Origin of the sequence: Rhodobacter maris (assembly GCF_900217815.1) — a bacterium.
GTDB lineage: Bacteria > Pseudomonadota > Alphaproteobacteria > Rhodobacterales > Rhodobacteraceae > Rhodobacter > Rhodobacter maris.
The window spans coordinates 85,035-111,588 of the sequence record NZ_OBMT01000008.1 but is presented as its reverse complement, the minus strand read 5'-3'; the positions used below and the strand labels follow the sequence as shown (position 1 = coordinate 111,588).

At 64.8% G+C, this 26,554-nt stretch carries 26 protein-coding genes; 11 read left to right on the top strand and 15 right to left on the bottom strand.

The window, feature by feature from the left end; all coding sequences use genetic code 11:
• Positions 1 to 83 precede the first annotated feature (83 nt).
• Positions 84 to 1,091, bottom strand: a complete 1,008-nt coding sequence (gene moaA / locus CRO22_RS12055; protein ID WP_097070406.1) for a GTP 3',8-cyclase MoaA — start codon at positions 1,089 to 1,091, stop codon at positions 84 to 86.
• Between the two features lie 47 nt (positions 1,092 to 1,138).
• Positions 1,139 to 2,335: a kynureninase gene (gene kynU, locus CRO22_RS12050; RefSeq protein ID WP_097070405.1), complete on the bottom strand. Its 1,197-nt coding sequence runs from the start codon at positions 2,333 to 2,335 to the stop codon at positions 1,139 to 1,141.
• Positions 2,336 to 2,483: 148 nt separating this feature from the next.
• Here kynU and CRO22_RS12045 point away from each other — a divergent pair, with 148 nt between their 5' ends.
• The 3 genes from CRO22_RS12045 (at position 2,484) to CRO22_RS12035 (ending at position 6,268) form a co-directional block, all read left to right on the top strand.
• Positions 2,484 to 2,951, top strand: a complete 468-nt coding sequence (locus CRO22_RS12045; RefSeq protein WP_176518629.1) for a methyltransferase family protein — start codon at positions 2,484 to 2,486, stop codon at positions 2,949 to 2,951.
• Between the two features lie 290 nt (positions 2,952 to 3,241).
• A complete protein-coding gene (locus CRO22_RS12040; protein WP_097070403.1) occupies positions 3,242 to 4,816 on the top strand; it encodes a Re/Si-specific NAD(P)(+) transhydrogenase subunit alpha in 1,575 nt (524 codons plus the stop codon).
• A 15-nt stretch (positions 4,817 to 4,831) separates the two neighbouring features.
• On the top strand, positions 4,832 to 6,268 hold the full coding sequence (locus tag CRO22_RS12035) for an NAD(P)(+) transhydrogenase (Re/Si-specific) subunit beta (RefSeq protein WP_097070402.1): 1,437 nt from the start codon (positions 4,832 to 4,834) through the stop codon (positions 6,266 to 6,268).
• 270 nt (positions 6,269 to 6,538) lie between these two features.
• On the opposite strand, the gene CRO22_RS12030 is transcribed toward CRO22_RS12035, so the two are convergent.
• The 7 genes from CRO22_RS12030 to CRO22_RS12000 all read right to left on the bottom strand — a co-directional run bounded on the left by CRO22_RS12030 (position 6,539) and on the right by CRO22_RS12000 (position 11,481).
• A complete protein-coding gene (locus tag CRO22_RS12030) occupies positions 6,539 to 7,537 on the bottom strand; it encodes a hypothetical protein (RefSeq protein ID WP_097070401.1) in 999 nt (332 codons plus the stop codon).
• Positions 7,534 to 8,214 carry an ABC transporter ATP-binding protein gene (locus CRO22_RS12025; protein ID WP_097070400.1) on the bottom strand — a complete coding sequence of 227 codons (681 nt, stop codon included), beginning with the start codon at positions 8,212 to 8,214 and terminating at the stop codon, positions 7,534 to 7,536. The genes CRO22_RS12030 and CRO22_RS12025 overlap by 4 nt, the downstream gene beginning before the upstream one ends.
• Positions 8,211 to 9,347, bottom strand: a complete 1,137-nt coding sequence (locus CRO22_RS12020) for an ABC transporter permease (protein WP_097070399.1) — start codon at positions 9,345 to 9,347, stop codon at positions 8,211 to 8,213. Before CRO22_RS12020 ends, CRO22_RS12025 begins: the two co-directional genes overlap by 4 nt.
• Complete coding sequence (locus CRO22_RS12015) at positions 9,344 to 9,691, bottom strand: hypothetical protein (RefSeq protein WP_217991894.1); 348 nt, start codon at positions 9,689 to 9,691, stop codon at positions 9,344 to 9,346. The genes CRO22_RS12020 and CRO22_RS12015 overlap by 4 nt, the downstream gene beginning before the upstream one ends.
• Positions 9,688 to 10,215 (bottom strand): nitrous oxide reductase accessory protein NosL, encoded by a 528-nt coding sequence (locus tag CRO22_RS12010; protein ID WP_097070398.1) that lies wholly within the window; start codon positions 10,213 to 10,215, stop codon positions 9,688 to 9,690. Before CRO22_RS12010 ends, CRO22_RS12015 begins: the two co-directional genes overlap by 4 nt.
• A 54-nt stretch (positions 10,216 to 10,269) precedes the next feature.
• Positions 10,270 to 10,914, bottom strand: coding sequence for a nitrous oxide reductase accessory protein NosL (locus CRO22_RS12005; RefSeq protein ID WP_097070397.1), 645 nt, complete (start codon positions 10,912 to 10,914; stop codon positions 10,270 to 10,272).
• A gap of 129 nt (positions 10,915 to 11,043) precedes the next feature.
• Positions 11,044 to 11,481, bottom strand: coding sequence for a DUF2946 family protein (locus tag CRO22_RS12000; protein WP_097070396.1), 438 nt, complete (start codon positions 11,479 to 11,481; stop codon positions 11,044 to 11,046).
• Positions 11,482 to 11,664: 183 nt separating this feature from the next.
• Between CRO22_RS12000 and CRO22_RS11995 the strand changes: the two genes are divergently transcribed.
• Positions 11,665 to 12,558: a DMT family transporter gene (locus CRO22_RS11995; RefSeq protein ID WP_097070395.1), complete on the top strand. Its 894-nt coding sequence runs from the start codon at positions 11,665 to 11,667 to the stop codon at positions 12,556 to 12,558.
• Positions 12,559 to 12,590: 32 nt separating this feature from the next.
• Here CRO22_RS11995 and choV read toward each other — a convergent pair whose 3' ends face one another.
• From choV to choX, 3 genes are all read right to left on the bottom strand, one after another.
• Positions 12,591 to 13,643: a choline ABC transporter ATP-binding protein gene (gene choV, locus CRO22_RS11990; RefSeq protein WP_245860963.1), complete on the bottom strand. Its 1,053-nt coding sequence runs from the start codon at positions 13,641 to 13,643 to the stop codon at positions 12,591 to 12,593.
• Entirely contained in the window at positions 13,640 to 14,476 is an 837-nt protein-coding gene (gene choW, locus CRO22_RS11985) for a choline ABC transporter permease subunit (RefSeq protein ID WP_097070394.1), read from the bottom strand. Before choW ends, choV begins: the two co-directional genes overlap by 4 nt.
• Positions 14,477 to 14,558: 82 nt before the next feature.
• Entirely contained in the window at positions 14,559 to 15,485 is a 927-nt protein-coding gene (gene choX / locus CRO22_RS11980; protein ID WP_097070393.1) for a choline ABC transporter substrate-binding protein, read from the bottom strand.
• Positions 15,486 to 15,602: 117 nt separating this feature from the next.
• On the opposite strand from choX, the gene betI reads away from it, so the two are divergent.
• The 4 genes from betI to CRO22_RS11960 all read left to right on the top strand — a co-directional run bounded on the left by betI (position 15,603) and on the right by CRO22_RS11960 (position 20,072).
• On the top strand, positions 15,603 to 16,184 hold the full coding sequence (gene betI, locus CRO22_RS11975) for a choline-binding transcriptional repressor BetI (protein WP_097070392.1): 582 nt from the start codon (positions 15,603 to 15,605) through the stop codon (positions 16,182 to 16,184).
• Positions 16,181 to 17,629: a betaine-aldehyde dehydrogenase gene (gene betB, locus CRO22_RS11970; RefSeq protein WP_097070391.1), complete on the top strand. Its 1,449-nt coding sequence runs from the start codon at positions 16,181 to 16,183 to the stop codon at positions 17,627 to 17,629. The genes betI and betB overlap by 4 nt, the downstream gene beginning before the upstream one ends.
• A gap of 65 nt (positions 17,630 to 17,694) precedes the next feature.
• Positions 17,695 to 19,350: a choline dehydrogenase gene (gene betA, locus CRO22_RS11965; protein WP_097070457.1), complete on the top strand. Its 1,656-nt coding sequence runs from the start codon at positions 17,695 to 17,697 to the stop codon at positions 19,348 to 19,350.
• Between the two features lie 77 nt (positions 19,351 to 19,427).
• A complete protein-coding gene (locus CRO22_RS11960; RefSeq protein WP_097070390.1) occupies positions 19,428 to 20,072 on the top strand; it encodes a thermonuclease family protein in 645 nt (214 codons plus the stop codon).
• A gap of 2 nt (positions 20,073 to 20,074) precedes the next feature.
• On the opposite strand, the gene CRO22_RS11955 is transcribed toward CRO22_RS11960, so the two are convergent.
• The 3 genes from CRO22_RS11955 to CRO22_RS11945 all read right to left on the bottom strand — a co-directional run bounded on the left by CRO22_RS11955 (position 20,075) and on the right by CRO22_RS11945 (position 23,137).
• Positions 20,075 to 21,472, bottom strand: a complete 1,398-nt coding sequence (locus CRO22_RS11955; RefSeq protein WP_097070456.1) for a helix-turn-helix domain-containing protein — start codon at positions 21,470 to 21,472, stop codon at positions 20,075 to 20,077.
• 54 nt (positions 21,473 to 21,526) lie between these two features.
• Positions 21,527 to 22,723, bottom strand: a complete 1,197-nt coding sequence (locus CRO22_RS11950) for a multidrug effflux MFS transporter (RefSeq protein ID WP_097070389.1) — start codon at positions 22,721 to 22,723, stop codon at positions 21,527 to 21,529.
• A 63-nt stretch (positions 22,724 to 22,786) separates the two neighbouring features.
• On the bottom strand, positions 22,787 to 23,137 hold the full coding sequence (locus CRO22_RS11945; RefSeq protein WP_097070388.1) for a DMT family protein: 351 nt from the start codon (positions 23,135 to 23,137) through the stop codon (positions 22,787 to 22,789).
• A 174-nt stretch (positions 23,138 to 23,311) separates the two neighbouring features.
• On the opposite strand from CRO22_RS11945, the gene CRO22_RS11940 reads away from it, so the two are divergent.
• From CRO22_RS11940 to CRO22_RS11925, 3 genes are all read left to right on the top strand, one after another.
• Positions 23,312 to 24,844: an acyl-CoA carboxylase subunit beta gene (locus CRO22_RS11940; RefSeq protein WP_097070387.1), complete on the top strand. Its 1,533-nt coding sequence runs from the start codon at positions 23,312 to 23,314 to the stop codon at positions 24,842 to 24,844.
• Between the two features lie 10 nt (positions 24,845 to 24,854).
• Positions 24,855 to 25,301, top strand: a complete 447-nt coding sequence (locus CRO22_RS11935; RefSeq protein WP_245860962.1) for a DUF6497 family protein — start codon at positions 24,855 to 24,857, stop codon at positions 25,299 to 25,301.
• A 457-nt stretch (positions 25,302 to 25,758) separates the two neighbouring features.
• Positions 25,759 to 26,160, top strand: a complete 402-nt coding sequence (locus tag CRO22_RS11925) for a hypothetical protein (protein WP_097070385.1) — start codon at positions 25,759 to 25,761, stop codon at positions 26,158 to 26,160.
• Positions 26,161 to 26,554: the final 394 nt, after the last annotated feature.

Sequence of the window (26,554 nt, the reverse complement as noted above, 5' to 3'; positions counted from 1 at the left end):
GGTTTATGGCTCAGTTTCGGCGCTTCGCGGCGCCGGTGCATTGATGCAGGTCACGTCCGGCGGGCGCGCCGTGGCCGGGGTTCTCATCCGCCGGTCCGGTTCATCGGCCGTGCCACAGCGCCTTCGGTGGCGGTGTCGGTGTAAAGGAAATCATGTCCGCGCGGCTTGCTGGAGAGCCCTGCGCGGATCGCGGCGAGGAGCGGCTCGTTCCCCTCGGAGGCGCGCAGGGGCGCGCGCAGCTCGACCTTGCCGATCTGGCCGAGGCAGGGGTAAAGCGTACCGGTCGCACTCACCCGCACTCGATTGCAGCCCTCGCAGAAATTATGGCTCAGCGGTGTGATCAGGCCGATCTTCTGCCCGGTCTCGCGCAGGCGCAGATAACGCGCCGGGCCGCCCGTCGTTTCGGCAAGATCTTCGAGCGTGAAGCGCTCCGCCAGCCGTGCGCGCAGATCGGTGAGCGGCCAGAACTGGTCGCGCCGCGCCTGGCCGGGCAGATCGCCGAGCGGCATCACCTCGATGAAGCTGAGATCATGGCCCGCATCGCCCGCCCAGGCCACGAGATCAAAGAGTTCGTCCTCGTTGAAGCCCTTGAGCGCGACGGTGTTGATTTTTATCTTCAGCCCCGCGGCCTTTGCGGCCGCGATGCCCTCCAGCACCTTGGCGAGATCGCCGCGCCGGGTGATTTCGACAAAGCGGGCGGGATCGAGGCTGTCGAGCGAGACATTGATCCGCCGCACCCCGTGCTCTGCAAGGGCCGCGGCATGGCGGGCAAGTTGCGAGCCATTGGTGGTGAGGGTGAGCTCGTCCAGCGCTCCGCTCGCAAGATGGCGCGAGAGCGCGCGCACGAGGCTCATCATGTTGCGCCGCATCAGGGGTTCGCCCCCGGTCAGGCGCAGCTTGCGCACGCCAAGGCCGATGAAGGCGGAGGCGAGCCGGTCGAGTTCTTCGAGCGAGAGAACATCGCGCCGCGGCAGAAATGTCGTGTCCTCCGACATGCAATAGGCGCAACGGAAATCGCAGCGGTCGGTGACCGACAGCCGCAGATAGGTGATCGGGCGCGCGAAAGCGTCGGTGAGGGCGGGGCTCGTCATCTTTCAAGGGTAGTGTGGCGGCGGTCCCCCGGCAAGCGGCGGAACGTTCATGTGACGCGCGCGCGGGCGTGGAAGTCCGGGCGGTCCCACCGGCCGGTTTTGAGAATGTCGGCGAGAATCGCGGCGGCACGGTCGACCTCATCGGCGCCGAGATAGAGCGGCGTGAAGCCGAAGCGCAAGATGTCGGGCGCGCGGAAATCGCCGATCACCCCTTCGGCGATGAGCGCTTGCATGATCGCATAGCCCTGCGGATGCGCAAAGCTGGCCTGAGAGCCGCGTTGCGCGGGATCGCGCGGGGTCACGAGCCGCAGATCCGGGCAGATCGCTTCTACTGCGGCAATGAACCGGTCCGCCAGCATCAGCGATTGTGCCCGGACATCGGCCATCTCGACGCCCTCCCAGACATCGAGTGCCGCCTCGAGTGCGGCGAGTTGCAACACCGGGGGCGTGCCGACGCGCATCCGTTGCGTGCCCGGGGCGGGGCGGTAGCCCGGCTCGAAGGCGAAGGGGGCCTCATGGCCGAGCCAACCGCAAAGCGCGGGGCGGGCCGTCTCCGCATGGCGGGGCGCGACATAGAGGAAGGCGGGCGCGCCCGGTCCGGCATTGAGGTATTTATAGGTGCAGCCCGCAGCAAAATCTGCCCCTGCACCGGCAAGGTCGACCGGCAGCGCGCCCGCGGAATGCGCCAGATCCCAGAAGGCGAGCGCGCCGGCCACATGGGCCCTCGCGGTCAGCGCCTTCATGTCGTGTTTGCGCCCGGTGCGGTAATCGACCTCGGTCAGCATCGTCACGGCGATGCTTTCGTCGATCGCGGCTTCCACCTCTTCGGGGGCGACAATGCGCAGCTCATGCCCGGCGGCGAGCAGATCGGCCAGCCCCTGCGCAATATAGAGATCGGTCGGGAAATTGCCGCTGTCGGTCAGAATTACGCGCCGTTCGGGCCGGGCTGCGAGTGCGGCGGAGACGGCCTGAAACACCTTGATCGAGAGCGTGTCGCCGAGCGTCACGGTGCCGGGCTCGGCACCGATCAGCCGACCGATCCTGTCGCCGAGCCGCTCGGGCAGACCCATCCAGCCGGCGCGGTTCCAGGCGGTGATCAGCATCTGACCCCATTCCGCGGTCATCGCCTTGGCCACCCGGGCGGGCACCGCGCGCGGCAGCGGCCCAAGCGAATTGCCATCAAGATAGATCACCCCTTCGGGGATATCGAACAGCGCCCTGGTGGCGGTGAAATCTGTGCGCATCGGAGCCTCCCTCGGGCGGAGCCTGCCCGGGGCGGGCGGCGAGTGCAAGGGGGGGCGGCTGTGCACCTGCGCGCAAGTGACCCGCCGGGCGGGGCTTGCCAGCCCCGGCGCGAGCCCCAAAATGCGGATCAGGGCAGGGGAGAGAGCGATGAACCTGGCAACGACACTGAAACTTGCGCTGCAAGAAATGGAACTCCCGCCGATGTGGCTCGCGGTTTTTGCAGCGCTGGGCTGGGCGGTGGGGCAGCTCGCCCCGCTGCCGATCCCTTACGCGCCCGCCCTCGGCTGGGCGCTGGTCGGGCTGGGCCTTGCGATCTCGGGGCTCGCTGCGGCGCAGATGGTGCGCGCCCGCACCACCTTCATTCCCCGTCGCCAGCCCGCAAGGCTCGTGACCAACGGTATCTTCGCGCTCTCGCGCAACCCGATCTATCTGGCCGATGCCGTCATCCTCTCGGGGCTTTTGCTGATCTGGAACGCGCTCTTTGCCGCGCCGCTTGTGCCCGCCTTCATGCTCTGGATCACGCATCGTTACATCAGGGGCGAAGAGGCCTGGATCGCAGCGGCGCATGGCGAGGATTATGCCCGTTACCGCGCCCGCACCCGGCGCTGGCTTTGAAGTGATGCTGCGGCGCAGAAAAATCGTCGCAGCCTCGTGTCTCCGCGTCACGCGCGGGAATTTGCCGGATTGCCCGGTACTTCAGCAAACCCTTGAAACATTTTGGTAAATGGGAGCGGTAACATGGTATGCAACGGTATGCCGCACTGCGGCCCAAAGACTGCGTCAGATTCCCATCTGTTTCCTGTGATCATTCGCTTGTGAAACTTTCTTACGCGGTGTTAAGAGGCTGTCGCCACGTTTTGTCCCCCGGCTGAAATCGTCCGGGGGCAGCATTGGGAGAGAGAGAAGTGAAAATCGGCGCTCCGAAGGAGATTTTCGAGGGGGAAGCGCGCGTCGCACTCACCCCCGACTCTGCGGTCCAGCTCCAGAAGCTCGGACATGAATGCTACGTCGAGGCCGGGGCCGGTCATGCGGCAGGCTTCGAAGACAGTGCCTATGAGGCTGCGGGCGTGACCGTGGTGAAGGGCGCCGCCACACTCTTCGACACCGTCGATTTCATCGTCAAGGTGCGCCCGCCGGTCGATGCCGAGATGGCGCGTCTCAAACCCGGTAAAACGCTGATTTCCTTCTTCTATCCCGGTCAGAACAAGGCGCTTCTGGAGGCTGCGAAGGCCACCGGCGCCAATGTCGTTGCGATGGATATGGTGCCGCGGATCTCGCGCGCCCAAAAGATGGATGCGCTGTCGTCGATGGCGAACATCTCCGGCTACCGCGCGGTGATCGAGGCGGGCAACAATTTCGGCCGCTTCTTCACCGGTCAGGTGACGGCGGCGGGCAAGGTGCCGCCCGCGAAGGTGCTGATCGTCGGTGCGGGTGTTGCGGGGCTTGCCGCGATCGGCGCCTCGACCGCGCTCGGTGCGATCACCTATGCCTTTGATGTGCGCCCCGAAGTGGCCGAGCAGATCGAATCGATGGGCGCTGAATTCGTCTATCTCGATTTCGAGGAAACGCAGCAGGACGGCGCCGCGACGGGGGGCTATGCCGCCCCCTCGAGCCCTGAGTTCCGCGAAGCGCAACTGAAGAAATTCCGCGAGCTTGCGCCCGAGATGGACATCGTCATCACCACGGCGCTGATCCCCGGCCGCGATGCGCCGATCCTCTGGACCAAGGATATGGTCGCGGCGATGAAGCGCGGCTCGGTGATCGTTGACCTTGCCGCCGAGCGCGGCGGCAACTGCGAGCTGACCAAAAAGGACGAGAAGGTCGTCACCGAGAACGGCGTGACCGTGATTGGCTACACCGATTTCCCGTCCCGGATGGCGCAGCAATCGAGCCAGCTTTACGCGACCAACATCCGTCACATGATGACCGACCTGACCCCGGGCAAGGACGGCGTTGTCGTGCACAACATGGAAGACGATGTGATCCGCGGCGCGACGGTCGCTTATCAGGGCGAGATCACTTTCCCGCCGCCGCCGCCGAAAGTGGCCGCGATTGCCGCGCAAAAGCCGAAGGAAAAGCCCAAAGCGCTGACGCCTGAGGAAATCCGCGCCGCTGAAAAAGCCGCCTTCCGCAAGCAGACCCGCGATCAGCTGATCATGCTCGGGGCGGGTGGGGCCTTCCTCCTTGGTATCGGCCTTGTCGCGCCGGCGAGCTTCATGGCGCACTTCATCGTTTTTGCGCTCTCGTGCTTCGTCGGCTTCCAGGTGATCTGGAACGTCTCGCATTCGCTGCACACGCCCTTGATGGCCGTCACGAACGCGATCTCCTCGATCATCATTCTGGGCGCGCTGATGCAGGTGGGCTCGACCAACTATCTGGTGGTGCTGCTTTCGGCCGTCTCGGTCTTCCTTGCGGGCATCAACATCTTCGGCGGTTTCATGGTCACCCGGCGCATGCTGGCGATGTTCCAGAAGTCGTAAGCGGAGGGGAACATAATGGATTTCGGTTTCACCACGGCCGCTTACGTTGTTGCGGCGGTTCTTTTCATCCTCTCGCTGGGCGGGCTCTCGGGCCAGGAAAGCGCCAAGCGGGCGGTCTGGTACGGCATTGTCGGGATGGCGCTTGCCGTCGCGGCAACACTGGTCGGCCCCGGTCAGGGCTACTGGCTGCTGTCGATCATCCTGCTCGGCTGGGGCGGCTTTTATGGCGTCAAAGTCGCCAAGAAGGTGCAGATGACCGAGATGCCGCAACTCGTTGCGGCGATGCACTCGCTCGTTGGCCTTGCGGCCGTGCTTGTGGGCTATAACGCCTATATCGAGTCGGTCACCGTGCCGGAAATGAACGAGGCGGCGAAGGCGCTGCTGCGCGGCTTTGGCGCGGTTGTGGCGCATAAAACGCCGACCGAGCTCACCATCCTGCATGTCGAGCTGTTCCTCGGCGTGTTCATCGGGGCCGTGACCTTCACCGGTTCGATCATCGCCTTCGGCAAGCTCGCGGGCAAGGTCGACAGCAAGGCCAAGAAGCTTCCGGGCGGCCATATTCTCAACGCCGTTGCCGCGCTTGGCTCGGTGGCGATGCTCGTGCTCTTCATGCTCGGCTATGGCACCTGGCCGCTCATCGTGATGACGCTTCTGGCGCTTTTCATCGGCTATCACCTGATCATGGGCATCGGCGGCGCCGATATGCCGGTGGTCGTCTCGATGCTCAACTCCTATTCGGGCTGGGCCGCGGCGGCGATCGGCTTCTCGCTCGGCAACGATCTTCTGATCGTGACCGGGGCGCTGGTGGGCTCTTCGGGCGCGATCCTGAGCTACATCATGTGCAAGGCGATGAACCGCTCGTTTGTCTCAGTGATCCTCGGCGGCTTTGGCAACACCTCGGGCCCCGCGCAGGCGGTGGAAGGCGAGATGGTGGCGATTGATGCGCAAAGCGTGGCCGATGCGCTGAATGAAGCCGAAAGCATCATCATCATCCCGGGTTATGGCATGGCGGTGGCGCAGGCGCAGATGGCGGTGAGCGAACTCACCACGCTGCTGCGCTCGCGCGGCAAGTCGGTTCGCTTTGCCATTCACCCGGTGGCGGGGCGCTTGCCGGGGCACATGAACGTGCTGCTCGCCGAGGCGAAAGTGCCTTATGACATCGTCCTTGAGATGGACGAGATCAACGAGGACTTCCCTGAAACCGACGTGGCGATCGTGATCGGCTCGAACGACATCGTGAACCCGGCGGCGCAAGACGATCCGAACTCGCCGATCGCCGGGATGCCGGTTCTGGAAGTGTGGAAGGCGAAGCAGGTCTTTGTTTCCAAACGCGGTCAGGGCACGGGCTATTCGGGCATCGAAAACCCGCTTTTCTACAAGGAAAATACGCGGATGTTCTATGGCGACGCGAAGAAGTCGATCGAGGAACTGCTGCATCTGATCCGGCGCTGAGTCTGATCTTACGGCATTGGAAAGCCCCGCCTTCGGCGGGGCTTTTGCTTTCGCCTCGGCAGGGCCGAGGCGACCCGCGCGGGGGGCAAAGCCCCCCGCGCCCCCCGATTGATGCGCCTTAAGTCGTGCGTGATGTTTGCAGGAGGCTGTTTCGCTCCGCTGGCGCGGAGCGACCCGCCGGGGGCTCCGCCCCCGGACCCCCGGGATATTTGCGCAAGTTCGAAAGACGGGGATCTTGGGTCGGCTCGGCTCTGCCGAGGCGAACGACTTTCAGCCGAAGAGGATCAGATGTGAGCGGGCGATCACCAGAAGCGTTACTGCGCCATAGGTGGCAAAGCCCGCCATCGCCCAGAGCGTGAACCGGCGCGCAACCGGCGGCAGGACCGCTTCAAGGCTCGCACGGCGCTGGAACGGGGCGGTGGCGCCAAGCCCGAGCGCCAGCGCCGTTGCGCCGAACAGCGGCACGTAGAAGGCATAGCCGATATAGAAATACTCCCGCTGCAGAATGCAGAACGGGCAGTGATGATTGGGGTTCTCATAGACATAGAGCGAAATCACCGAGACCATCGCCGTCAGCGCCACCGCAAAGAACACCGCCCCCGCCAGCGCGAAGAGAGCATGGCCGCGCCCGGTCCTGACGGCATAGGCGCCGAGCCCCAACACCACCAGCTCCGCCAGTGCCAAAGCCCAGAGCGAGAGCCCCGGGGCGAGGCCCGCCATCTCGTTGCCGATCCCTTCATTTGCCGGGGTGAAGAGCTTCGAGCAGCAGGAGGTGATCACATCGGTGCGCAGGTTGAGATAATAGGCGAGTTCCAGCCCCCCCGCGAGGATCACGAGCGGCGCGATCCCAAGGATGAGCGCATATTTCACGCGGGTGAGCGGGTAGTCGCGCCCAAGCCGGTCCACATGATCCACGATCAGCCAGACCGCTGCGGCGAAGAACACCGCGATCTTGGCATAAAGCGCCGGGAAACCGTAGCCATTCACATTGAGCGTGCCGACCGCGCACATCGCCCCCACGAACAGCGCCGCCATCCGGTCTGCGTTGAACACGAACAGAAACAGCGCCACCGCCTCCGCCAGCATCACCATCGCAAAGAGGGTCGAGACAAGCTCGGTGCGCCGTTCCATCTCAAGCTGCGCGCGGCTTCCCGAGGCCAGATCCCAGTGCCGCACCAGCCGTTGCCCGAACCAGGCGGCGCCCAGCGCCACCAGAAGCGCGAGAAAGGAGACGAGGAGCAGGGTCAGGATCGGGGTGCGGAAGATCACGAACGCACCTCAACCACCTGCCCGTCACGCATCTCGACCACAGCGCTTACGGGGGCTGCCGCGATGATGCGCGGGTCATGGCTTGTCAGCAGGACCGTTTTGCCCTGATCGCGCAGCGCGGCCACAATATCGAGAAAGCGGTGCGTGAGCGCGGTATCGAGGTTGGCGGTTGGTTCATCGGCGATCAGCACCGGCGCATCGTTCACGAGCGCGCGGGCGATGGCGGCGCGCTGCGTTTCACCGCCCGAGAGCACTTCGACAGGCATCAAGGCCTTCGGGCCGAGCCCCAGAGCCTCGAGCCGGGCCAGCGCGCGCGCTTGCACGGCGCGCGGGTCTTCGCCCAAGGGGGCGGCGGGCAGCATCACGTTGTCGAGCACCGTCAGACCGCGGATCAGGTTGAAGCGCTGGAACACGAAGCCGAAGTGCCGGCGCCGCAGATCGGTCAGAAACCGCTCGGGCAGGCCGGAGACCGGCGCGCCATCGAGGGTGATGCGCCCGGTGCTGGGGCGCGCCATGCAGCCCACAAGGCTCAAAAGCGTGGTCTTGCCCGAGCCCGAGGGCCCCATGAACACCGTGACCCCGCCCCGGGCGATGGTCAGGGTGACGGCGTGGAGTGCCGTGACCGCGTTCGGGCGGCCCTCGTTATAAATTTTCGATACATCGGAGAGGGTTATCATCGCATCACCGCATCGGGGTCGGCACTTGCCGCGCGCCAGACCGGCACCACCGTTGCCGCCGCATAGGGCAGCGTGGTGAGCAGCAAAAGCACCACAAGCTCGGAAAGATCCACCCCGGGGGCGAGCCTGAACGCGGGGTAGATCACGGCCCAGCCTTTCAGCACCGGCGCAAAGAGTGGCGCGCCAGCCCAGAAAACATGGGCGTAAGCTGCTGTTGTGCCAAGGAGGAACGCGCCAAGCGAGACAAAGCCGCCTTCCCAGAGCTTCATCGCGATCACATCGCGCGTATCCCAGCCGATCGCCTTCAATATGCCGATCTCGCGCGCTTCCTCGGCGGAGAGGCCCGAGGCTTTGTCGGCGGCAAAAATCGCGAAGGCGAGCATGGCAACCGCGGCAAGGGCCACCATCATCCCCTCGCGCCAGTCAAAGAGCTTCATATAGGTGCGGGCAATGTCGTCGCGGGTGACGAAGCGGGCATCGGGCATCGCGCGGCTGGCCTTGTCGACCACGGTGGCGCGTTCGCGCGGGTTGCGCACGCTGGCGGCAAGGTCGGTGAACATGTCCTCGGGCACCGAGAAAAAGGCGCGGAAATCCGCCGCGTTCATCAAGAGCAGATCGGCGGTCAGCAGGGCAGAGTCGCTTTCAAAGGTTTGCGCCACGTCGAAGCGGTTCAAATCCCCCTGCTTGCGGGAGAGAAAGAGCGGGGCGCCCTGCCATTCAAGCCCGCGCGCCCGCGCGATGCCCTCGCCAATGATCACCTGCCCGGGGGGGGGCATCTGCCCCGCTTCGGGCACCATCACGGTGTAATTCGCGCCGCTCACCCGGTCATAATAATAGCCCCAAAGCCGACCACGCACATCGCGCACGCCGCGGATGCTGGCGAGATCGTCGATCAGATCGGCAGAAATCATCGCCTGACGGCCAAGCGAAAGCTGCTGCACGATCAGATCCGGCGCACCCTCAAGCGCGGCATCCGCCTCTTGCCGCAGAGCCGAGGCGAAGAACATCGCCGAGGCCAGCAAAAACACCACAAGCGAGAAGACCGCGACGAGGGCAAGGTTCTTGACCTTGCGGCGGGAAAGCGCGGCGATCGTGTAATCAGCGAGTGCGCGTTGGCGGCGCAGCGCGTTCATCGTGTGACCTCCGCTTCCGAAAAGCCGAGCCTTGCCGCGCCCCATGGCCCCGCAGGGGGCACGAAACTGCCGGAGGGGAAATGTTCGAAACTGCCGGGCGCATCTTGAAAGGCGGCGGCATGATCGGCGAGCGCGGGGTGGCGGGTGTAGCGTGCCTCGGTGAAAAGGGCGAGATCGCTCAGGCCGAGATCGGCCACGATCTGACGCTCGCGCGCGATGCGCAGGCGCTCTTGCGGGGCGCGCCAAAGCGCATCGGCGGCCTCGGCCATGCCAAGCGCCACGAGCAGGCCCAGTGCCCCGAAGACCGGCGTGGCGGGGCGGCGATATCGGGGCAGGGCGGTCACTCGAAGCGGCCCTCATCAAGCGCGAAGGGCAGCTCGGGCGTGACCTCGGCAAAGCTCACGAGCCGCTTGCCCTTGTGGTCGCGCATGAAATCCTCGGCATCGGCCGGGGTCGCGAGCGGCACGAACTCATGGCCCATCGGCCCGAGCACATCCGAGCCCACCGCATAAAGCGCTTCGCGGGCATCGACCATCGCGACCTCGTAATAATCGCTCACCCCCATGCCGGTGATCTGCGCGCGGCTGCGGCCGCGGGCATATTTGCCGGGGTCGTGCAGGAACTTGAAGAAATCCTTCGGCCCGTCGAAATGCACCGCTGTGCCGTCGGAAAACTGGATCGTCGCGATCCAGTCCGGGTAGCGCGCGACGAACATGCCGCAGACCGGGCAGGTGTCGCGGGGGCCGGGCGGTGGCAGCGTGATTTTTGCCGCCGCGGCAGAGGCAAAGCCGGGCGCGAGCGGTAGCGCTGCCGCGCCGAGCAGCAGCGCCAGCGTGCTCCGCCGGGATTGCTGCGAGATATTGCACATGGTCAACTCCAAGTCAGGCCGCGCAGTGAGGCGCGGCCAAAATGTTGCAAAAGGTCAATTGCCGGCGGGCATAGCCATGCCCATTTGCTTGCGTTTCTCCCCGCGGCGGGCCCGAATGGCGAGCGTATCCTTGGCCATATCGAGATAGGCGAGGGTCAGCGCCTCGTCAAAAGCTGTGGTCTTGGCCCCCGCGGCGCTGGCGGCGGCCTCGGCCTTGGCTGCATCGGCATAGGCCCATTTTGACACGGCTGTCATCGTGCCGGGTTTGCCCGGGTCGATCACATAGGTCATCGCGCCCGTTTCGGCGAGCGGCTTCACCTCGCCCTCGGCCCCGGCATCGCCCGCATAGATCGCCTTCGGCCCGGCATCCATGTTGAGCGCGAGCGAAATCGCCGCGCAGTGGAGCGAGCAAGTGGCATCGACCGTGTCATTGGCATAGACGATGAGGTGACGGGTGTGGGAATACATCTGCCGCATCATGCCGCAATAGGGGCAGCGGGGGTATTTTTCGAATTCATCGGTGAGCGGGTCGGTATCGACCTTCAAAAACCGCGTCAGCCCGTTCTCGTCGGTCCATTGCATCGGGCTCACGGGCTTTTCGGTGGGCGCCATCGCCATTTCGGCGTGCGCGGCGGTGCCTGCCAGCCCCGCGAATGCGGCGCCGGTGGTGGTGGTGATCAGAAAATTGCGACGGTTCATGGAAATCTCCGGTCATTGGCGTGGGGCAAGCGCCCGAAGGCGGCCCCGGATCATGGCGCGAACACGGCAAGACACCCGACCGGCGCCGGAGGTGCGGGACGCTGCCCCTCCGGCCCGGACGCGGGGTCGTCAGGCGCGCGGCGGCGCGCGGATCTGGCCGGAGCGGGAAAGCGGAGCGATGAAGCCAAAGGGGACAAACAGCGTGGGTGCGAGCGCGGCAATCAGGGTGACAATCGGCGCGGGCGCAAGGCTTGCAACCGGCGCATCAAAGCTGCACACGCCCGCCGAGGCGCAGACGGCGCAATCACCGTGCCCTGTGGGGGCGGGCGCGCCGGGTTGGGCGACGATGCGGCCCGAGGCGGGGTCATAAAGCGCGACCCCCTCGCCCGTGCAAATTTGCAAAAAGCCGAGCCGGGCGCCGGGTTGGGCCGCGCCCATCTCATGCACGGCTGCCGCCCCCAGATGCTCGGCAAAGAACAGCACCTGCACCAGCATCGCAAGGATCGCCAGCGCGCGCGGCAGCGCGTGGCGAAGCGGTCGGGCTGGAAGAGCGGGGGTGAGCGACATGGGCCTGCGTGCAATGGGTCGCCGCAGCCTCGCCTCAGATGGTCAAAAAAGCAACACTCTTCCGGCGCTTCCGGGCTGGCGGCTGCGACATTTTGTGCGCCCGGCGGCTCCGGCCTGCCGATGCTGTAATCGGCACAATCGCGCGCTTGCCAATGGCGGCCTCTGCCCGCACAACGGGCCATCATGACCCGTGCCCCCTCTTTTGTCCCGAGCAAGGATCGCCCGCTTGCGGGCATCGCCTGGATGCTTGCCACCACGCTCAGCTTTACCGCCGTGAATGTGAGCGTGCATTATCTGGGGGCGGGCCTCCCCGCGACCCAGACCTCTTTCGTGCGCTTCCTCTGGGGCTGGCTTTTCGTTGCCCCGGCGCTCTGGCAGCTTGTGCGATTGCGCTTTGCGCCAAAGGTCTGGGCGCTCTTTGGTCTGCGCGGGCTGTTGCATGCGGTGGGCGTGATCTTGTGGTTTTACGCCATGGCGCGGATCTCGATCGCCGATGTGACGGCGATCGGCTATCTCAACCCGATTGTCGTCTCGATCGGGGCGGCGCTGCTTTTGGGCGAGGCCTTCGCCTGGCGCCGGGGCGTGGCGATTGCGGTCGCGCTCCTTGGGGCGCTGGTGATCTTGCGGCCGGGCCTGCGCGAGATTACCTCGGGCCATGTCGCCCAGCTTGGCGCGGCGCTCTTCTTCGGGCTCTCCTATCTGGTGATGAAGCGCCTTTCTGTGCTCGCGCCCGCCGCCGTTGTGGTGGCGATGATGACGGTGGTGGTGACGATCTGCCTTGCGCCACTCGCGCTTTTGCAATGGCAGCCGATGACGCTTTCGGAAAACCTGATGCTCGGCACCACGGCGCTTTTCGCCACGCTCGGCCATTATTGCATGACACGCGCCTTTGCCTGCGCGCCGGTCACCGTCACTCAGCCGGTGGTGTTTTTGCAGCTTGTCTGGGCCTCGACCGCCGGGCTCTTGCTGTTTGGGGAGGCGATCGACCCCTTCGTCTTCCTTGGCGGCGGGATGATCGTTGGCGCAGTGAGCTATATCACATGGCGCGAAGCGCAGGCCCGCCGCCGCCAAAGCTGAAAGGCCCCTCGCGGAGGGGCCTTTCGGGCGTGTCAGCGTGCCGCCTCGGCACCGCGCGGGTCGATCAGCCGCGCAATCACCCCCTCGCGGGTGACGCGGCGCCCGCCGGTGAGCGCCACGGCGGGCACGTCGCGCAGGAGCGCCATCACCTCTTTCACCGGCAGATCGGGCGAGAGAGGCGTGCCCTCGGCGCTGCCCGGCTCGGAAACATCTGCCGCCGTGAGCACGCCAAGCGGGTTCATATGCGCCACGAAATCCTCGACATAATCGTCGACCGGATTGGCGATGATGTCGCGCGCCGTGCCCATCTGCACGATCCGCCCGCCCTCCATGAGCGCGATCCGGTTGCCGATCTTGAAAGCCTCATCAAGGTCATGGGACACGAAAACGATAGTGCGTTTGAGCGTGGATTGCAGCTCGAGCAACTCGTCTTGCAGCTTGGCGCGAATGAGCGGGTCAAGCGCCGAGAAGGGCTCGTCCATCAAAAGGATCGGCGCCTCGGTGGCAAAGGCGCGCGCAAGGCCCACGCGCTGCTGCATGCCGCCCGAAAGCTCGCCCACCTTGCGATCTGCCCAGTCCTCAAGATGAACCAGTTGCAGCTGCGCATCCACTCGGTCACGCCGCTCCGCCTTCGACATGCCGCCGAGTTCAAGCCCGAGGCCGACGTTTTCGCGCACCGTGCGCCAGGGCAGCAGGCCGAACTGCTGGAACACCATGGCCACGCGAGAGAGGCGAATGCGGCGCAGGGTTTGCGGATCGGCATGGGTGACATCCACAAGCCCGTTGCCGTCACAGACCTCCACCTTGCCACGGCAAACCGGGTTGAGCCCGTTCACCGCGCGCAGAAGCGTTGATTTGCCCGAGCCCGAGAGCCCCATCAGCACGAGGATTTCGCCCTCGGCCACCTCGAGCGAGCAATTGTGCACGCCCAGAACCTGGCCCGTCGCCTCCTGAATCTCGCTCCGGCTCTGGCCCTGATCCATCAGCGGCAGCGCCCGCCCCGGCTGGTCGCCGAACACGATCGAGACATTGTCGAACCGCACCGCAACGCCCGCGGTCTCCTTCGGGGTCATGATCCGGGTCATTTCTTGCCTCCCAGACGCAGCATCCGGTCAAGGATGATGGCGACAACGACGATGATCATCCCGGCCTCGAAGCCGAGCGCGGTATTGACCGAGTTGAGCGCGCGCACCACCGGCACGCCGAGCCCGTTGGCGCCGACAAGCGCCGCGATCACCACCATCGAGAGCGAGAGCATGATGGTCTGGTTCATCCCTGCCATGATCTGCGGCAGGGCATAGGGAAGCTCCACTTTCCACAGCACCTGCCGCGGCGTGGCCCCAAAGGCGCGGGCGGCCTCAAGCAGGGCCTGCGGCGTGGAGGACACGCCCAGATGCGTGAGCCGGATCGGCGCGGGCAGCACGAAGATCACCGTGGCGATCAGGCCGGGCACCATGCCGATGCCAAAAAACACGATGGCCGGAATGAGATAGACGAAGGTCGGCAGGGTCTGCATGAGGTCCAGAACCGGCTGCATCGCCATGAAAAGCCTTGGGCGGTGCGCCGCGGCAATGCCGATCGGCACGCCCACCACCATGCACACGACACAGGCCGAAAGCACCAGCGTCAGGCTTTCGGTCGTCGGTTTCCAGTAGCCCTGGTTGAGGATGTAGAGAAAGCCCACGAAGACCAGTGCGACCATCTTCCAGTTGCGCTGCGTGGCCCATGTGAGCGCGCAGAAGATCGCGATGATCACCAGCGGCGGCGGTGTCTGCAACAGCCACAGGATGCCGTCGATCAGCGCCTGCATCAGTGCCGAAAGCATGTCGAAAATGCCCGAGGCATTCTCCTTGAACCAGTCGAAGACGAATTTCGCCGTCTTGCCGACCGGGATCTTCTGGGCCGTAAGCCACTCCATCTACATCTTTCCCCTCAAGTCGCGCCCGGTATCGGGCCTGCATCGCCCCCCGCAGCCTTGCGGGCGAGGGGCGGAATGGTGCTTATTTCAGCGCTTCGGTCACGGCGGCGAGCCCGTCGCCACCATCCTTGGTGGTCACGCCCGCAAGCCAGGGCGCGAGCACCTCGGTATGCGCCGCGAGCCAGGCCTTCGCGGCCACTTTCGGCTCCTCGCCATCGTCGAGGATCTTGCCCATGATCTCGTTTTCCATCGCAAGCGAGAACTCAAGGTTTTCGAGCAGCTTGCCGGTGTTCGGGCACTCGGCCACATAGCCTTTGCGGACGTTCGTCGCCACTTCCGCGCCGCCATAGTTCGGGCCGAAGAAATCGTCACCACCCGCAAGATAGGTGAGGTCGAAATTGGCGTTCATCGGATGCGGTTCCCAGCCGAGGAACACGACCGGCTCGTTCGACTTGTCGGCGCGCGCGACCTGCGCGAGCATGCCTTGCTCGGAGCTTTCGACCACTTCGAAGCCCTCGAGCCCGAAGGCGTTTGCCGTGATCATGTCCATGATCAGCCGGTTGCCGTCATTGCCCGGCTCGATGCCGTAGATCTGCCCGTTGAGCGCATCCTTGTGCGTGGCGATATCGGCAAAATCCTTGATCCCGAGCGCCGCGCCCGCGGCGTTGGTGGCGAGCGTGTATTTGGCGCCCGTCAGGTTCACCCGCACCGTTTCCACCGAGCCCTCGTCGCGGTAGGGCGCAAGATCGGCCTCCATCGTCGGCATCCAGTTGCCGAGGAACACATCGACATCGCCGCCCGCAAGCGCGGTATAGGTCACCGGCACCGAGAGCACTTTCACGTCGGTCTCGTAGCCGAGCGCTTCGAGCACGACCGAGGTGGCGGCGGTGGTCGCGGTGATATCGGTCCAGCCGACATCCGAGAACACGACCTTGTCGCAATTGGCGCTGGCGGGAAGGGCGAGCGAAAGTGTCGCAGCCCCGGCAAGAAGGAACGAACGAAGGGTCATTTTGGTCTCCCGTTGGTTGCCCGGTTTGGTGGTCAGGCTTTTTGTTGATTGACGAGTCAATAAACTTGCCTGTAGCTCCAGAAAGCAAGACCTTTTTGTCGCAGGGACGCAAAAGCCATGCCGAAGCTTGGGGCAGAGCCTATTCGACGGGCAGCCTTGGTGAAAGCCACGATTGAGACCGTGGGGGAGGCCGGGTCGCTTGAAGTGACTGTCGCGCAGATCGCGCGGCGTGCAGGCATGTCTTCTGCGCTCGCGCATCATTATTTCGGCTCGAAGGAACAGATTTTTCTTGCCGCGATGCGCTCGATTCTGACCCTCTACGGGGCAGAAGTGCGCGGCGCTCTGGCGACGGCACAGGATCCCGAGTCGCGGCTTCGGGCGATTGTTGCGGCCTCTTTTGCGGCGGGCAGCTTCCGGCGCGAGACGATTTCGGCCTGGCTGAACTTTTACGTGCTCGCGCAGACGAATGCAGAGGCGCACCGGCTCCTGCGGGTCTACCAGCGGCGGCTGCGCTCCAACCTGCGCCACGATCTGCGCGTGCTGGTCGGGCCGCGGGCCGAGGCGGTGGCCCGGGGCCTCGGCGCGATGATCGACGGCGTCTATATTCGTGCCGCCCTTGCCGATGGTGCGCCGGATCGCCGCTATGCACTTGATATCGTGACAGAATATCTCGATCGTGAACTGGAGGGAACGCCATGAAGGCTCAACCGCAAGCAAGCCATTTTGTGGATGGCACCTGGCTCGAAGACGCTGCTGGCGCCGAGATCGAGGTGATTTATCCCGGCACGGGCGAGGTGATCGCGCGGCTCCACGAGGCGACGCCCGCCGTGATCGACGCGGCGCTTGCCTCTGCCACGCGGGCGCAAAAAGTATGGGCTGCGATGAAGCCTGTCGCGCGTGCGCGAATCCTGCGCCGCGCGGTCGATCTTATTCATGCGCGCGCGGCGGAGCTGGCGCAGCTCGAGACCCTCGACACCGGCAAGCCGATTCAGGAGACCGAAGTGGCCGACTGGCCCTCGGGCGCCGATGCGCTCGAATATTTCGCGGGCCTCGCGCCCACGCTGACGGGCGAGACCATCCCGCTGGGCGGCGATTTTGCCTATACGATTCGCGAGCCGCTCGGCGTGTGCGTGGGGATCGGCGCCTGGAACTATCCGAGCCAGATCGCCTGCTGGAAGGCCGCGCCCGCGCTTTCAACCGGCAATGCGATGGTGTTCAAACCCTCCGAGATCACGCCGCTCGGCGCGTTGCAGCTGGCCGCGATCTTCATCGAGGCGGGGATGCCGCCCGGCGTTTTCAACGTGGTGCAGGGGCGCGGGGCCGCAGGCGCAGCGCTCTCGACCGATCCGCGGGTGGCGAAGGTCTCGCTCACCGGTTCGGTGCCGACGGGCGCGAAGGTCTATGCCGCCGCGGGGGCGGGCATGAAGCATGTGACGATGGAGCTTGGCGGCAAGTCGCCGCTCATCGTTTTTGACGATGCCGATCTGGAAAGCGCGATCGGCGCGGCGATGCTCGGCAACTTCTATTCCTCGGGGCAGATCTGCTCGAACGGCACCCGCGTTTTTGTGCAAAAAGGGATCAAGGAGCGGTTTCTGGCGCGCCTTGCCGCGCGCACGGCGGCCATCGTGGCGGGCGACCCGCTCGATCCGGCGACGCAATTTGGCCCGCTGGTGAGTGCCGATCAACACGCGAAGGTGTTGGGCTATATCGCGAAAGGCAAGGAAGAGGGGGCGCGGCTTGTTTGCGGCGGCGCCGGCAACGAGGGGCCCTTGTTCGTGCAGCCCACTGTTTTCGCCGATGTGACTGACGACATGACCATCGCGCGGGAAGAGATTTTCGGCCCCGTGATGGCGGTTCTGGAGTTCGAGACCGAGGAAGAGGTGGTTGCGCGCGCCAACGGCACGCAGTTCGGCCTCGCCGCCGGGGTCTTTACCGGCGATCTGGCGCGCGGCCACCGGGTGATCGGCGCGCTCGAAGCCGGCACCTGCTGGATCAACGCCTATAACCTGACGCCCGTCGAAATGCCGTTTGGCGCGGTCAAGGCCTCGGGCCTCGGGCGGGAGAATTCCAAGGCGGCGGTCGAGCACTACACCCAGCTCAAGGCCGTCTATGTCGGCATGGGGCCGGTTGAAAGCCCCTATTGAACATCACGCCGGGGGCGCTGCCCCCGGACCCCCGGGATATTTACGGCAAGATGAAAGAGCACGGCATGGATGCGGATTATGTGATCATGGGTTCGGGTTCGGGCGGGTCTGCGCTGGGCTACCGGCTCGCGGAAGCCGGACATAAGGTTGTCATTATCGAACATGGCGGTACCGATTGGGGGCCGTTCATCCAGATGCCGGCGGCGCTCTCCTACCCGATGAACATGGGCCGGTATGACTGGGGCATGTCGACCGAGCCCGAGCCGAACCTCGGCGGTCGGCGCCTTGTCACGCCGCGTGGCAAGGTGATTGGCGGCTCTTCCTCGATCAATGGCATGGTCTATGTGCGTGGCCATGCACGGGATTTCGACCATTGGGCGGAGCAGGGGGCAACCGGCTGGGCCTATGCGGATGTGCTGCCCTATTTCAAGCGGCAGGAGAACTGGCACGGCAGCCATGATGGCGCCGATGCCGCCTGGCGCGGCCATTCCGGCCCGCTCCATGTCACGCGCGGCCCGCGTAAAAATGTTCTTTTCGAACATTTCATTCAGGCGGGCGCCGCCGCGGGCTACCCGGTGACGATGGATTACAATGGCGAGCAGCAGGAGGGCTTCGGCCCGATGGAGGCGACGATCTGGAAGGGCCGGCGCTGGTCGGTGGCCAATGCCTATCTGCGCCCCGCGCTCAAACGCGGCAACCTTCAGATTTTGCGCGGGCTCGCCCGCAAGGTGGTGATCGAGGCGGGCCGCGCGGTGGGCGTGGAATACGAGCGCGACGGGGTGATCAAGGTCGCGCGCGCGCGCGCCGAGGTGGTGCTCTCTGCGTCCTCTCTCAACACGCCGAAGCTTTTGATGCTGTCGGGTATCGGCGATGCGGAGCATCTGCAATCGCATGGGATCGAGGTAGTGGCGCATCGCCCCGGGGTTGGCGCGAACCTGCAAGATCACCTTGAAATCTATATGCAATTTGCGGCGCAAGAGCCGGTGACGCTCTACAAATACTGGAACCTCTGGGGCAAGTTGACGGTGGGCGCGCAATGGCTCTTTACCCGCAGCGGGCTCGGCGCCTCGAACCAGTTCGAGGCTTGCGGCTTCATCCGCTCCGATGCCGGGGTCGAATATCCCGACATCCAGTATCACTTCCTGCCGATCGCCGTGCGCTACGATGGCAAGGCCGCCGCGGAGGGGCATGGCTTCCAGGTCCACACGGGGCCGATGCGCTCGAAATCGCGTGGCACCGTCACGCTGCGCTCTGCCGATCCGAAGGAGAACCCGGTGATCCGGTTCAATTACATGTCCCATCCCGACGATTGGGCGGAGTTCCGCAAAGTGGTGCGGCTCACGCGCGAGATCTTTGACCAGGCGCCGATGACAGGCCATGTGAAGCATGAGATCCAGCCCGGCGCCGGAGTTCAGAGCGATTCCGAGATTGATCTGTTCATCCGCGATCATGCGGAAAGCGCCTATCACCCCTGTGGCACCGCGCGGATGGGGCGTGCGGACGATCCGATGGCAGTGGTTGACCCCGAAGCGCGGGTGATCGGCGTCGAGGGGCTGCGCGTGGCCGACAGTTCGATCTTCCCGCGGGTGACGAATGGCAACCTCAACGGCCCCTCGATCATGGTCGGCGAGAAGGTGGCGGACCATATTCTGGGGCGTCGCCTGCCCTCCGAGAATGTGGTGCCCTGGATCAATCCGACCTGGAAGACCGCGCAGCGCTGACGCAATATATGGTGCGTATTCTTAATCGGCCCACATAATCTGCTTGCGCTCCGGCGGCTCTGCGCTAGGTTCGCCCCATGATGAAGTGGGTTTTGATATTCGTGGCTCTGGCCTGCCCGGCCGCGGCCGGGGAGGTGGAGGGCAGGGCCCGGGTGATTGATGGCGATACGCTCGCGATCGGCGCGGAAAAAGTTCGGCTTCAGGGGATCGACGCCCCCGAACATGACCAGACTTGTGAGGATGCGCTGGGGCGGGCCTGGCCCTGCGGCGCGGCCGCCACGAAGCGGCTCGAAACGCTGGTCGGACAGGGCGAGATTCTCTGTGAAGGCAAGGAACGCGACCGCTATCACCGGCTTCTTGGAACCTGCCGCGCCGGTGGGCAGGTGATCAACGCCGTGCTTGTGTCCGAAGGGCTGGCCGAGGCCTATCGCCGCTACGCGCTCACTTATGTGCAGCAGGAAGAGGCTGCCCGCGCGGCCCGGCGAGGCATCTGGCGTGGTGCGCATCTGGCGCCGGAGGCGTTCCGGCATGGCGCGGCCCATCGCCCAGAACGGGTGTCCGGCTGCCTTATCAAAGGAAATATTTCAAAAAACGGCAAGATTTTTCATGTTTTTGGCGCGCCGGATTATCAGCGCACGCAGATTGACACGCGCAAGGGCGAGCGCTGGTTCTGCTCGGAAGCCGAAGCGCGCGCGGCCGGTTGGCGTCCGGCGAGACGCTAGGCTCACGCGATGTCATAGGGCAGCAGGCCGCGGCGGTTGGGGGTGACGATCAGGCGGCGCTCCAGCGGCGGCACGGAGCGTTGGTGGCATTCTCTGCGCTCGCAGATCCGGCAGGAAATGCCGATCGGCTGATAGGCGCGCGGGTTGCTCAGTTCCATGTCATCGGCATAGACAAGTCCGCGCGCATGCGACACTTCGCAGCCCAGGCAGATCGCATAGCGCCGCACCGGGGCGGTGAAACTCCCGCCAGATTTCGAGACATCGCGGGCGAGGCAGAGATACCGCACCCCATCCGGCGTCTCGGCCAGTTGCCGTAGAAATTTAGTCGGCGTTTCAAAGGCCTGATGCACGTTCCAGAGCGGGCAGGCGCCGCCGAACCGGGCGAATTGCAGCCGGGTGGCGGAATGGCGCTTGGTGATCGTGCCAGCCTGGTCGACGCGCACGAAGAAGAACGGGATGCCCTTGGCACCGGGGCGCTGCAGGGTCGAGAGCCGATGGGCCACCTGCTCGATGCTGGCGCCGAAATGGTCGGCAAGGCGCTCGAGGTCATGGCGCGTTTCCTGCGCGGCCTCGAGAAAGGCGCGGTAGGGAAGCAATGCCGCCCCGGCGAAATAATTCGCAAGCCCGATCTTGGCGATCGCGCGCGAGGTCTCGGACTGGAACCGTGCAAGATCGAGGGTCGCATCCAGAAGCGGGTTCTGGGTGATCAGCGCGACCTGATGCAGGAGCTGGAAGGCCTGGGTCGCGCGGTGCGCATGGTTGGCCAGATGCAGGCTGTCTCCCTGTCGCAGGCGCAGCTCTGAAATATCGGAAAACTGCACTTTTACCCCATGCATCGCGAGCACTTCGATAGCCCGGGCCATAGGGTCAAGACGCTTTCCATTCGGGCTTGAAAACTGCTCGGCAGCACGGTCGACGGCATCGATGTAATTGTCGCAATAGTGAAAGAAGTCGCGCACTTCTTCCCAAGGGCTGACGACCGTTTGCGCGCCTTCGCGCCCCAGCGCCTCGTCGAGTGAGGCGAGCCTTTCGTGTACTTGCCGATAGGCGCGGTGCAGTTCGAGAAATGCGCGTGCGAGCGCGGGCGCATTCGAGGCGGCCAGGCGCAGATCGGCGAGCGGAGGGGCGCCGCCATCGGCAAAGACCGGATCGGCCAGCGCCTCGCGCATGTCGCTGACGAGCCGTTCGGCATCGCCCGCCGAAAGTTCGGTCACGTCGAGGCCGAATTCGCCTGCCAGTGCCAGAACCACTGCGGCGGACACCGGACGGTGGTTGTTTTCCATCTGGTTGAGATAGGGCAGCGAGACGCCGAGCCGGTCGGCAAAAGCCTTTTGCGTCAGCCCGAGCCGCGCACGGGTCTCACGCAGCTTGACGCCAGCATAGAGTTTCTGGGTTGTCATCGGCGCCTCCCCGCGCTTTTGCAAAGCGATTGTAGTCTTTGCAAAGCTCAGGCGTCAAATGCCGAGCGCGCGACGGCGGTGAAACACCCAGAGGATCGCGCAGACCGAGAGCGCCGAGGAAGCGAACATCACGAGGGTGAGGTTGAAAACGGAGACCTCAACCCCGATCAGCGCCGCGGTGAGGCTCGAGAGCGCAGCGCCACAGCCGATTGTGAGCGTGGCGCCAAGGCCGGAGGCCGTGCCCGCAAGGTCGGGGCGTACCGACATCATCCCGGCATTGGCCGAAGGCAGCGACAGGCCGTTGCCGATCCCGGTCACGCCGACGAGGGAGAAGAAAAGGAGCGGACCCAGAAGCCCGGCGAGGCTCGCCAGAAGCGCCGCCGCGAGGGCGAGGGTGGCCAGCGCAGTGCCCGCGAGCACCATCTTGTCCATTCCGAGGCGCGTGGCGAAGCGGCCCGAGACCCAGTTCCCGATCAGATAGCCGAGCGACGGCAGGGCGAAATAATAGCCGACCTCCGCCGGGCTCAACCCGAATGCCTTCTCGCCCACCAAAGGCGCACCGCCGAGATAGGCATAAAAGAGCCCTGCGGCAGAGGCGGCGGAGAGCGAATACCCCCAGAAGCGCTGGGAGCGGACAAGCACCGGATAGGCGCGGGCCTGAGCGCGGAAGCCGAGCCCGCCGCCCGCCACCGTCTCGCCCATATCGGCCCACACCAGACAGAACAGGCCGATCCCGGAGGCGGCGAGCACCCAGAGGTTCGCCCGCCAGCCAAAGCCCGCGTCGAGCAGCCCGCCGATCACCGGGCCCACCATCGGCACAAGCGACATGCCCATGGTGACATAGCCGATTTTTGAGGCGGCTTCTGGGCCGGGCACCACGTCACGGACCGCAGCGCGCGACAGAACGAATGTGGTCGCCACCACCGCCTGCACGAAGCGCGCGGCGAGGAAGCTCTCGGCCGTGGGGGCGAAAAGCGCCGTGAACGAGGCGAGCGTGAAGATCGCCACCACGCCAAGCGTCACCGGCCGGCGGCCGAACCGGTCCGAGATCGGGCCGATCACGAATTGCGCGAGCGCCGAGACTGCGAGATAGGCCGAGATCGCAAGCTGCATCACGCCGTAATCCACCCCGAAATGGCGCGCCATGCCGGGCAGCGAGGGCAGGAAGATATTGAGCGCAAGCGCCGCCACCCCGGTCGACAGCACCAGGGTCAGGATATGGGGCGGCGTGGAGCGGTCAAGAAAGGCCATGGCAAGGCGCTAGGCGTTGCGCGGCTTTTTGTCCATGGGGCAGTTGTATGCCGCACAAGATCGCTAGCCGCGGTTGGAGAATACAAGCCCCGCCCCCGCCACGATCAGCCCAAAGCCAAGCGCGGTGCGCCAGCTTGGCGCCTCGCCCAGCCACCAGGTGTTGAAGGCGACGAAGACGCTGAGCGAAATGACCTCCTGCATCACTTTCAGTTGTGCCGCCGTTAGCGTGCCGTAACCGATCCGGTTTGCGGGCACCATCAGCAGGTATTCGAAAAAGGCGATGCCCCAGGAGACGAGGATCGCGACGAGAAGCGGCGCGGATTTGAAGCGCAGATGCCCGTACCAGGCGAAGGTCATGAAAACATTCGACGCCGAAAGCAGAAGAAAGGTGACGAGCGGGGCGGGCAGTTGCATGATGATCTCCGGGAACCGCTCTAGCGCAGGGCCGGACGCCACACCAGAGCCGCGAATTTGCGGATTTGCAATTCGCAATCGTGCCGCTGGGAATAATTTGCAAATTTTCGCAAATCCGCTTGGTAATAATCTTGCGCTGAATTAGGTTGCGCGGAAATTCTCGGAGGGGACCCCATGAAAGATATTCTGAGCGAGCTGGAAAGCCGCCGGGCGGCCGCGCGCCTGGGTGGCGGCGAACGCCGCATCGATGCCCAGCACAAGAAGGGCAAACTGACCGCGCGCGAACGCATCGAGCTGTTGCTTGACGAGGGGTCGTTCGAAGAATTCGACATGTTCAAAACCCATCGCTGTACCGAATTCGGCATGGAGCAAGACCATATCTCGGGCGATGGCGTGGTGACCGGCTGGGGCACGGTGAACGGCCGCATGGTCTATGTGTTCTCGCAGGATTTCACGGTGTTCGGCGGCTCGCTTTCCGAAACCCATGCCGAGAAGATCTGCAAGATCATGGATATGGCGGTGCAAAACGGCGCGCCGGTCATTGGCATGAACGATTCGGGCGGCGCGCGCATTCAGGAAGGCGTGGCCTCGCTCGCGGGCTATGCCGAGGTGTTCCAGCGCAACATCATGGCCTCGGGCGTGGTGCCGCAGATCTCGCTCATCATGGGGCCCTGCGCGGGCGGCGCGGTCTATTCGCCCGCCATGACCGATTTCATCTTCATGGTGAAAGACAGCTCCTACATGTTCGTCACCGGCCCCGACGTGGTGAAAACGGTGACCAACGAGATCGTCACCGCCGAGGAACTGGGCGGTGCGGGCACTCATACCAAGAAAAGCTCGGTGGCCGACGGCGCCTATGAGAACGATGTCGAAGCGATTTACGAGACCCGGCGTCTGATCGACTTCCTGCCGCTCTCGAACCGCGAGAAATCGCCGGTGCGGCCCTTCTTTGACGATGTCGGCCGGATCGACGAAAGCCTCGATACGCTCATTCCGGCCAACCCCAACATGCCCTATGACATGAAGGAACTGATCACGAAGATTGCCGATGAGGGCGATTTCTTCGAGATCCAGGCGGCGTTCGCAGGCAATATCATCACCGGCTTCATCCGCATCGAGGGGCGGACGATTGGCGTGGTGGCGAACCAGCCGATGGTGCTGGCGGGGTGTCTCGACATCGACAGCTCGCGCAAGGCGGCGCGGTTCGTCCGCTTCTGCGATGCGTTCTCGATCCCGATTCTCACGCTGGTCGACGTGCCCGGCTTCCTGCCGGGGACCGGGCAGGAATATGGCGGCGTGATCAAGCACGGCGCGAAGCTGCTCTTCGCCTATGGCGAGGCGACAGTGCCGAAGGTGACGGTGATCACCCGCAAGGCCTACGGTGGCGCCTATGACGTCATGGCCTCCAAGCACCTGCGCGGCGACATCAACTATGCGTGGCCCTCGGCCGAGATCGCGGTGATGGGCGCGAAAGGGGCGGTCGAGATCCTTTATCGCTCCGAGCTTGGCGATGTGGAAAAGATCGCGGCCCGCACCAAGGATTACGAGGGTCGCTTTGCCAACCCCTTCGTGGCGGCCGAGCGCGGCTTCATCGACGAGGTGATCAAACCCTCCTCGACCCGCCGCCGGGTGGGGCGCGCCTTTGCGAGCCTGCGCTCGAAGACGCTTTCCAACCCGTGGAAGAAACACGACAACATTCCGCTCTGAGGGGCGCGGAATGGGGCGTGGGGCCGGGCAGTCTGTCAAAGCCTTGCGGGGGGTGGCTCTGGTCGCCCTCGCTTTGAGCCTGACTGCCCGGCCCGGATTTTCGCAAGAGACCGGGCCTTCGGGCGAGCCGATCCCGGTGCCTTCGGGGGTTACGGTGCGCTGGTTCGAGACCCTGCGCGACAGTCAGGGATCTGCGGGGCTCACCCTGCGGTTCCGCTTCGTCGCGCCGGAGGTGGCGGCGCCGGGCTATGATCCCGACAAGGCCGCCGCTGACCTTCAGGCGCTTTGCGACGGCTATGTGCTGCCGCGGGTGCCGATGATGGGGCCGCAACCGGCGGAGCTGGTGCTTGACCTGGCCGACCGGGTGGTCCCCTTCGGCGAGGCGAACGAGGCGGCCGTACAATTTTTCGAGGCGTATTCCGTCGCCGACGGGGCCTGTGTCTGGGAGTTCTACTGATGCGCGCTGGCGCGGGAACAGCGAGGATGGGGCGGAGCGTCAAGGGCGCGGCCGATCACATCTGCGCGGGGTGGCGGGGGGAACCGTGCGATCCCCTCTTCTGCGCCGCCGCACACCGCGATATTCTCGCAACCGGCGGGAATCGTTCCCGTTGTATCAACATGCCGTGGGGCAGAACCGGTCAGAAGCCGCGTCACGCAAGCCTCTCGGTCAGGAGACTCTCATGTCGAAAAAAGCTTTCGCTGCCCTCGCTCTGCTCGCGTTTGTCGCCGCTTGCGCGCCGAAACCCGCTCCGGTCGAGCCGGTTACGGTCGAGCCCGTGCAAACCGGCAAATACAAGTGATCCGATCCGGGGGCGGGGTCTGACCCCGACCCCCGGCGCCGCGCCCGCCTTGCAGGGCGCGGCTGCGATGTGCCATGGCGCGCGCAGACATGCCGCGCTCAAAGGAGGCACATCATGCTGAAACACAGAGGGTTCCCGTCGCGCCTGCCGGGAACCGACTTCCAGTTCACGATCCGGCGCGCCAACAAACAAGGCGCCACCAAGATCATCCGCCGCGAACGCTACAAGGACCGCGCCGCGCCTGACCGGCGCGCTGATGCGGGGTTCATGGCCGCGCTCTGGAACCATTTCGGGGAAGAGCCGTTCGAGCGCGGCAATCTTGATGCCGGCCGGCTGAGCTGGCTCATCGGTCGAGAAGTTGTCTGGGCCGAGGAACCCGCCGATCCCGCTGCCTACGACCAGCTTCTGCGCATTGACCGCAAGCGCGCCGAGGCCGCCTTTCCGGAAGTTTTTGCCGAGCCCGAAGCCTTCCAATGGGAGGATCCAGATGCGGACGATGACGAGGATTGGGAGTGATGCTGGGCGCGGCGCGAGATTTTCGGCAAAAAATGGCCGATTCCAGCAAAAAAACGCATTTGCGCTTTTGCAATTGCGCCAGCGTACCCCACATCAATCCCAGAGCGCCGCGTTTCGAAGCCGCGACGCTCATAGCCAAAGTCCATGCTCTTCGTCTGCGGCCCGGCCATCCGGTCGGGCCGCGGCACGCATTTTTCCCCGCTGTCGCTCCCTATGATGCGCAAGGTCTTGCCGATGCCGCGCCGCAGCAGGCAAAATCTGGCGAAATCCCTTTGTCGACCGACGCTTCCGCGCTAGATTCCGGGGTAACAACAACCCCTGACGGAGGCAGATCAACATGCGCAAATCATCCCTTCTTGTTGCGGCACTCGCCGTCGCATCCCTCGCCGGATGC

Coding starts and splice junctions, on each gene's coding strand:
- moaA (WP_097070406.1), bottom strand. CDS start 1,091: ATGACGAGCCCCGCCCTCACCGACGCTTTCGCGCGCCCGATCACCTAT.
- kynU (WP_097070405.1), bottom strand. CDS start 2,335: ATGCGCACAGATTTCACCGCCACCAGGGCGCTGTTCGATATCCCCGAA.
- CRO22_RS12045 (WP_176518629.1), top strand. CDS start 2,484: ATGAACCTGGCAACGACACTGAAACTTGCGCTGCAAGAAATGGAACTC.
- CRO22_RS12035 (WP_097070402.1), top strand. CDS start 4,832: ATGGATTTCGGTTTCACCACGGCCGCTTACGTTGTTGCGGCGGTTCTT.
- CRO22_RS12025 (WP_097070400.1), bottom strand. CDS start 8,214: ATGATAACCCTCTCCGATGTATCGAAAATTTATAACGAGGGCCGCCCG.
- CRO22_RS12020 (WP_097070399.1), bottom strand. CDS start 9,347: ATGAACGCGCTGCGCCGCCAACGCGCACTCGCTGATTACACGATCGCC.
- CRO22_RS12010 (WP_097070398.1), bottom strand. CDS start 10,215: ATGTGCAATATCTCGCAGCAATCCCGGCGGAGCACGCTGGCGCTGCTG.
- CRO22_RS12005 (WP_097070397.1), bottom strand. CDS start 10,914: ATGAACCGTCGCAATTTTCTGATCACCACCACCACCGGCGCCGCATTC.
- CRO22_RS12000 (WP_097070396.1), bottom strand. CDS start 11,481: ATGTCGCTCACCCCCGCTCTTCCAGCCCGACCGCTTCGCCACGCGCTG.
- CRO22_RS11995 (WP_097070395.1), top strand. CDS start 11,665: ATGACCCGTGCCCCCTCTTTTGTCCCGAGCAAGGATCGCCCGCTTGCG.
- choV (WP_245860963.1), bottom strand. CDS start 13,643: ATGACCCGGATCATGACCCCGAAGGAGACCGCGGGCGTTGCGGTGCGG.
- choW (WP_097070394.1), bottom strand. CDS start 14,476: ATGGAGTGGCTTACGGCCCAGAAGATCCCGGTCGGCAAGACGGCGAAA.
- choX (WP_097070393.1), bottom strand. CDS start 15,485: ATGACCCTTCGTTCGTTCCTTCTTGCCGGGGCTGCGACACTTTCGCTC.
- betI (WP_097070392.1), top strand. CDS start 15,603: ATGCCGAAGCTTGGGGCAGAGCCTATTCGACGGGCAGCCTTGGTGAAA.
- betB (WP_097070391.1), top strand. CDS start 16,181: ATGAAGGCTCAACCGCAAGCAAGCCATTTTGTGGATGGCACCTGGCTC.
- betA (WP_097070457.1), top strand. CDS start 17,695: ATGGATGCGGATTATGTGATCATGGGTTCGGGTTCGGGCGGGTCTGCG.
- CRO22_RS11960 (WP_097070390.1), top strand. CDS start 19,428: ATGATGAAGTGGGTTTTGATATTCGTGGCTCTGGCCTGCCCGGCCGCG.
- CRO22_RS11955 (WP_097070456.1), bottom strand. CDS start 21,472: ATGACAACCCAGAAACTCTATGCTGGCGTCAAGCTGCGTGAGACCCGT.
- CRO22_RS11950 (WP_097070389.1), bottom strand. CDS start 22,723: ATGGCCTTTCTTGACCGCTCCACGCCGCCCCATATCCTGACCCTGGTG.
- CRO22_RS11945 (WP_097070388.1), bottom strand. CDS start 23,137: ATGCAACTGCCCGCCCCGCTCGTCACCTTTCTTCTGCTTTCGGCGTCG.
- CRO22_RS11940 (WP_097070387.1), top strand. CDS start 23,312: ATGAAAGATATTCTGAGCGAGCTGGAAAGCCGCCGGGCGGCCGCGCGC.
- CRO22_RS11935 (WP_245860962.1), top strand. CDS start 24,855: ATGGGGCGTGGGGCCGGGCAGTCTGTCAAAGCCTTGCGGGGGGTGGCT.
- CRO22_RS11925 (WP_097070385.1), top strand. CDS start 25,759: ATGCTGAAACACAGAGGGTTCCCGTCGCGCCTGCCGGGAACCGACTTC.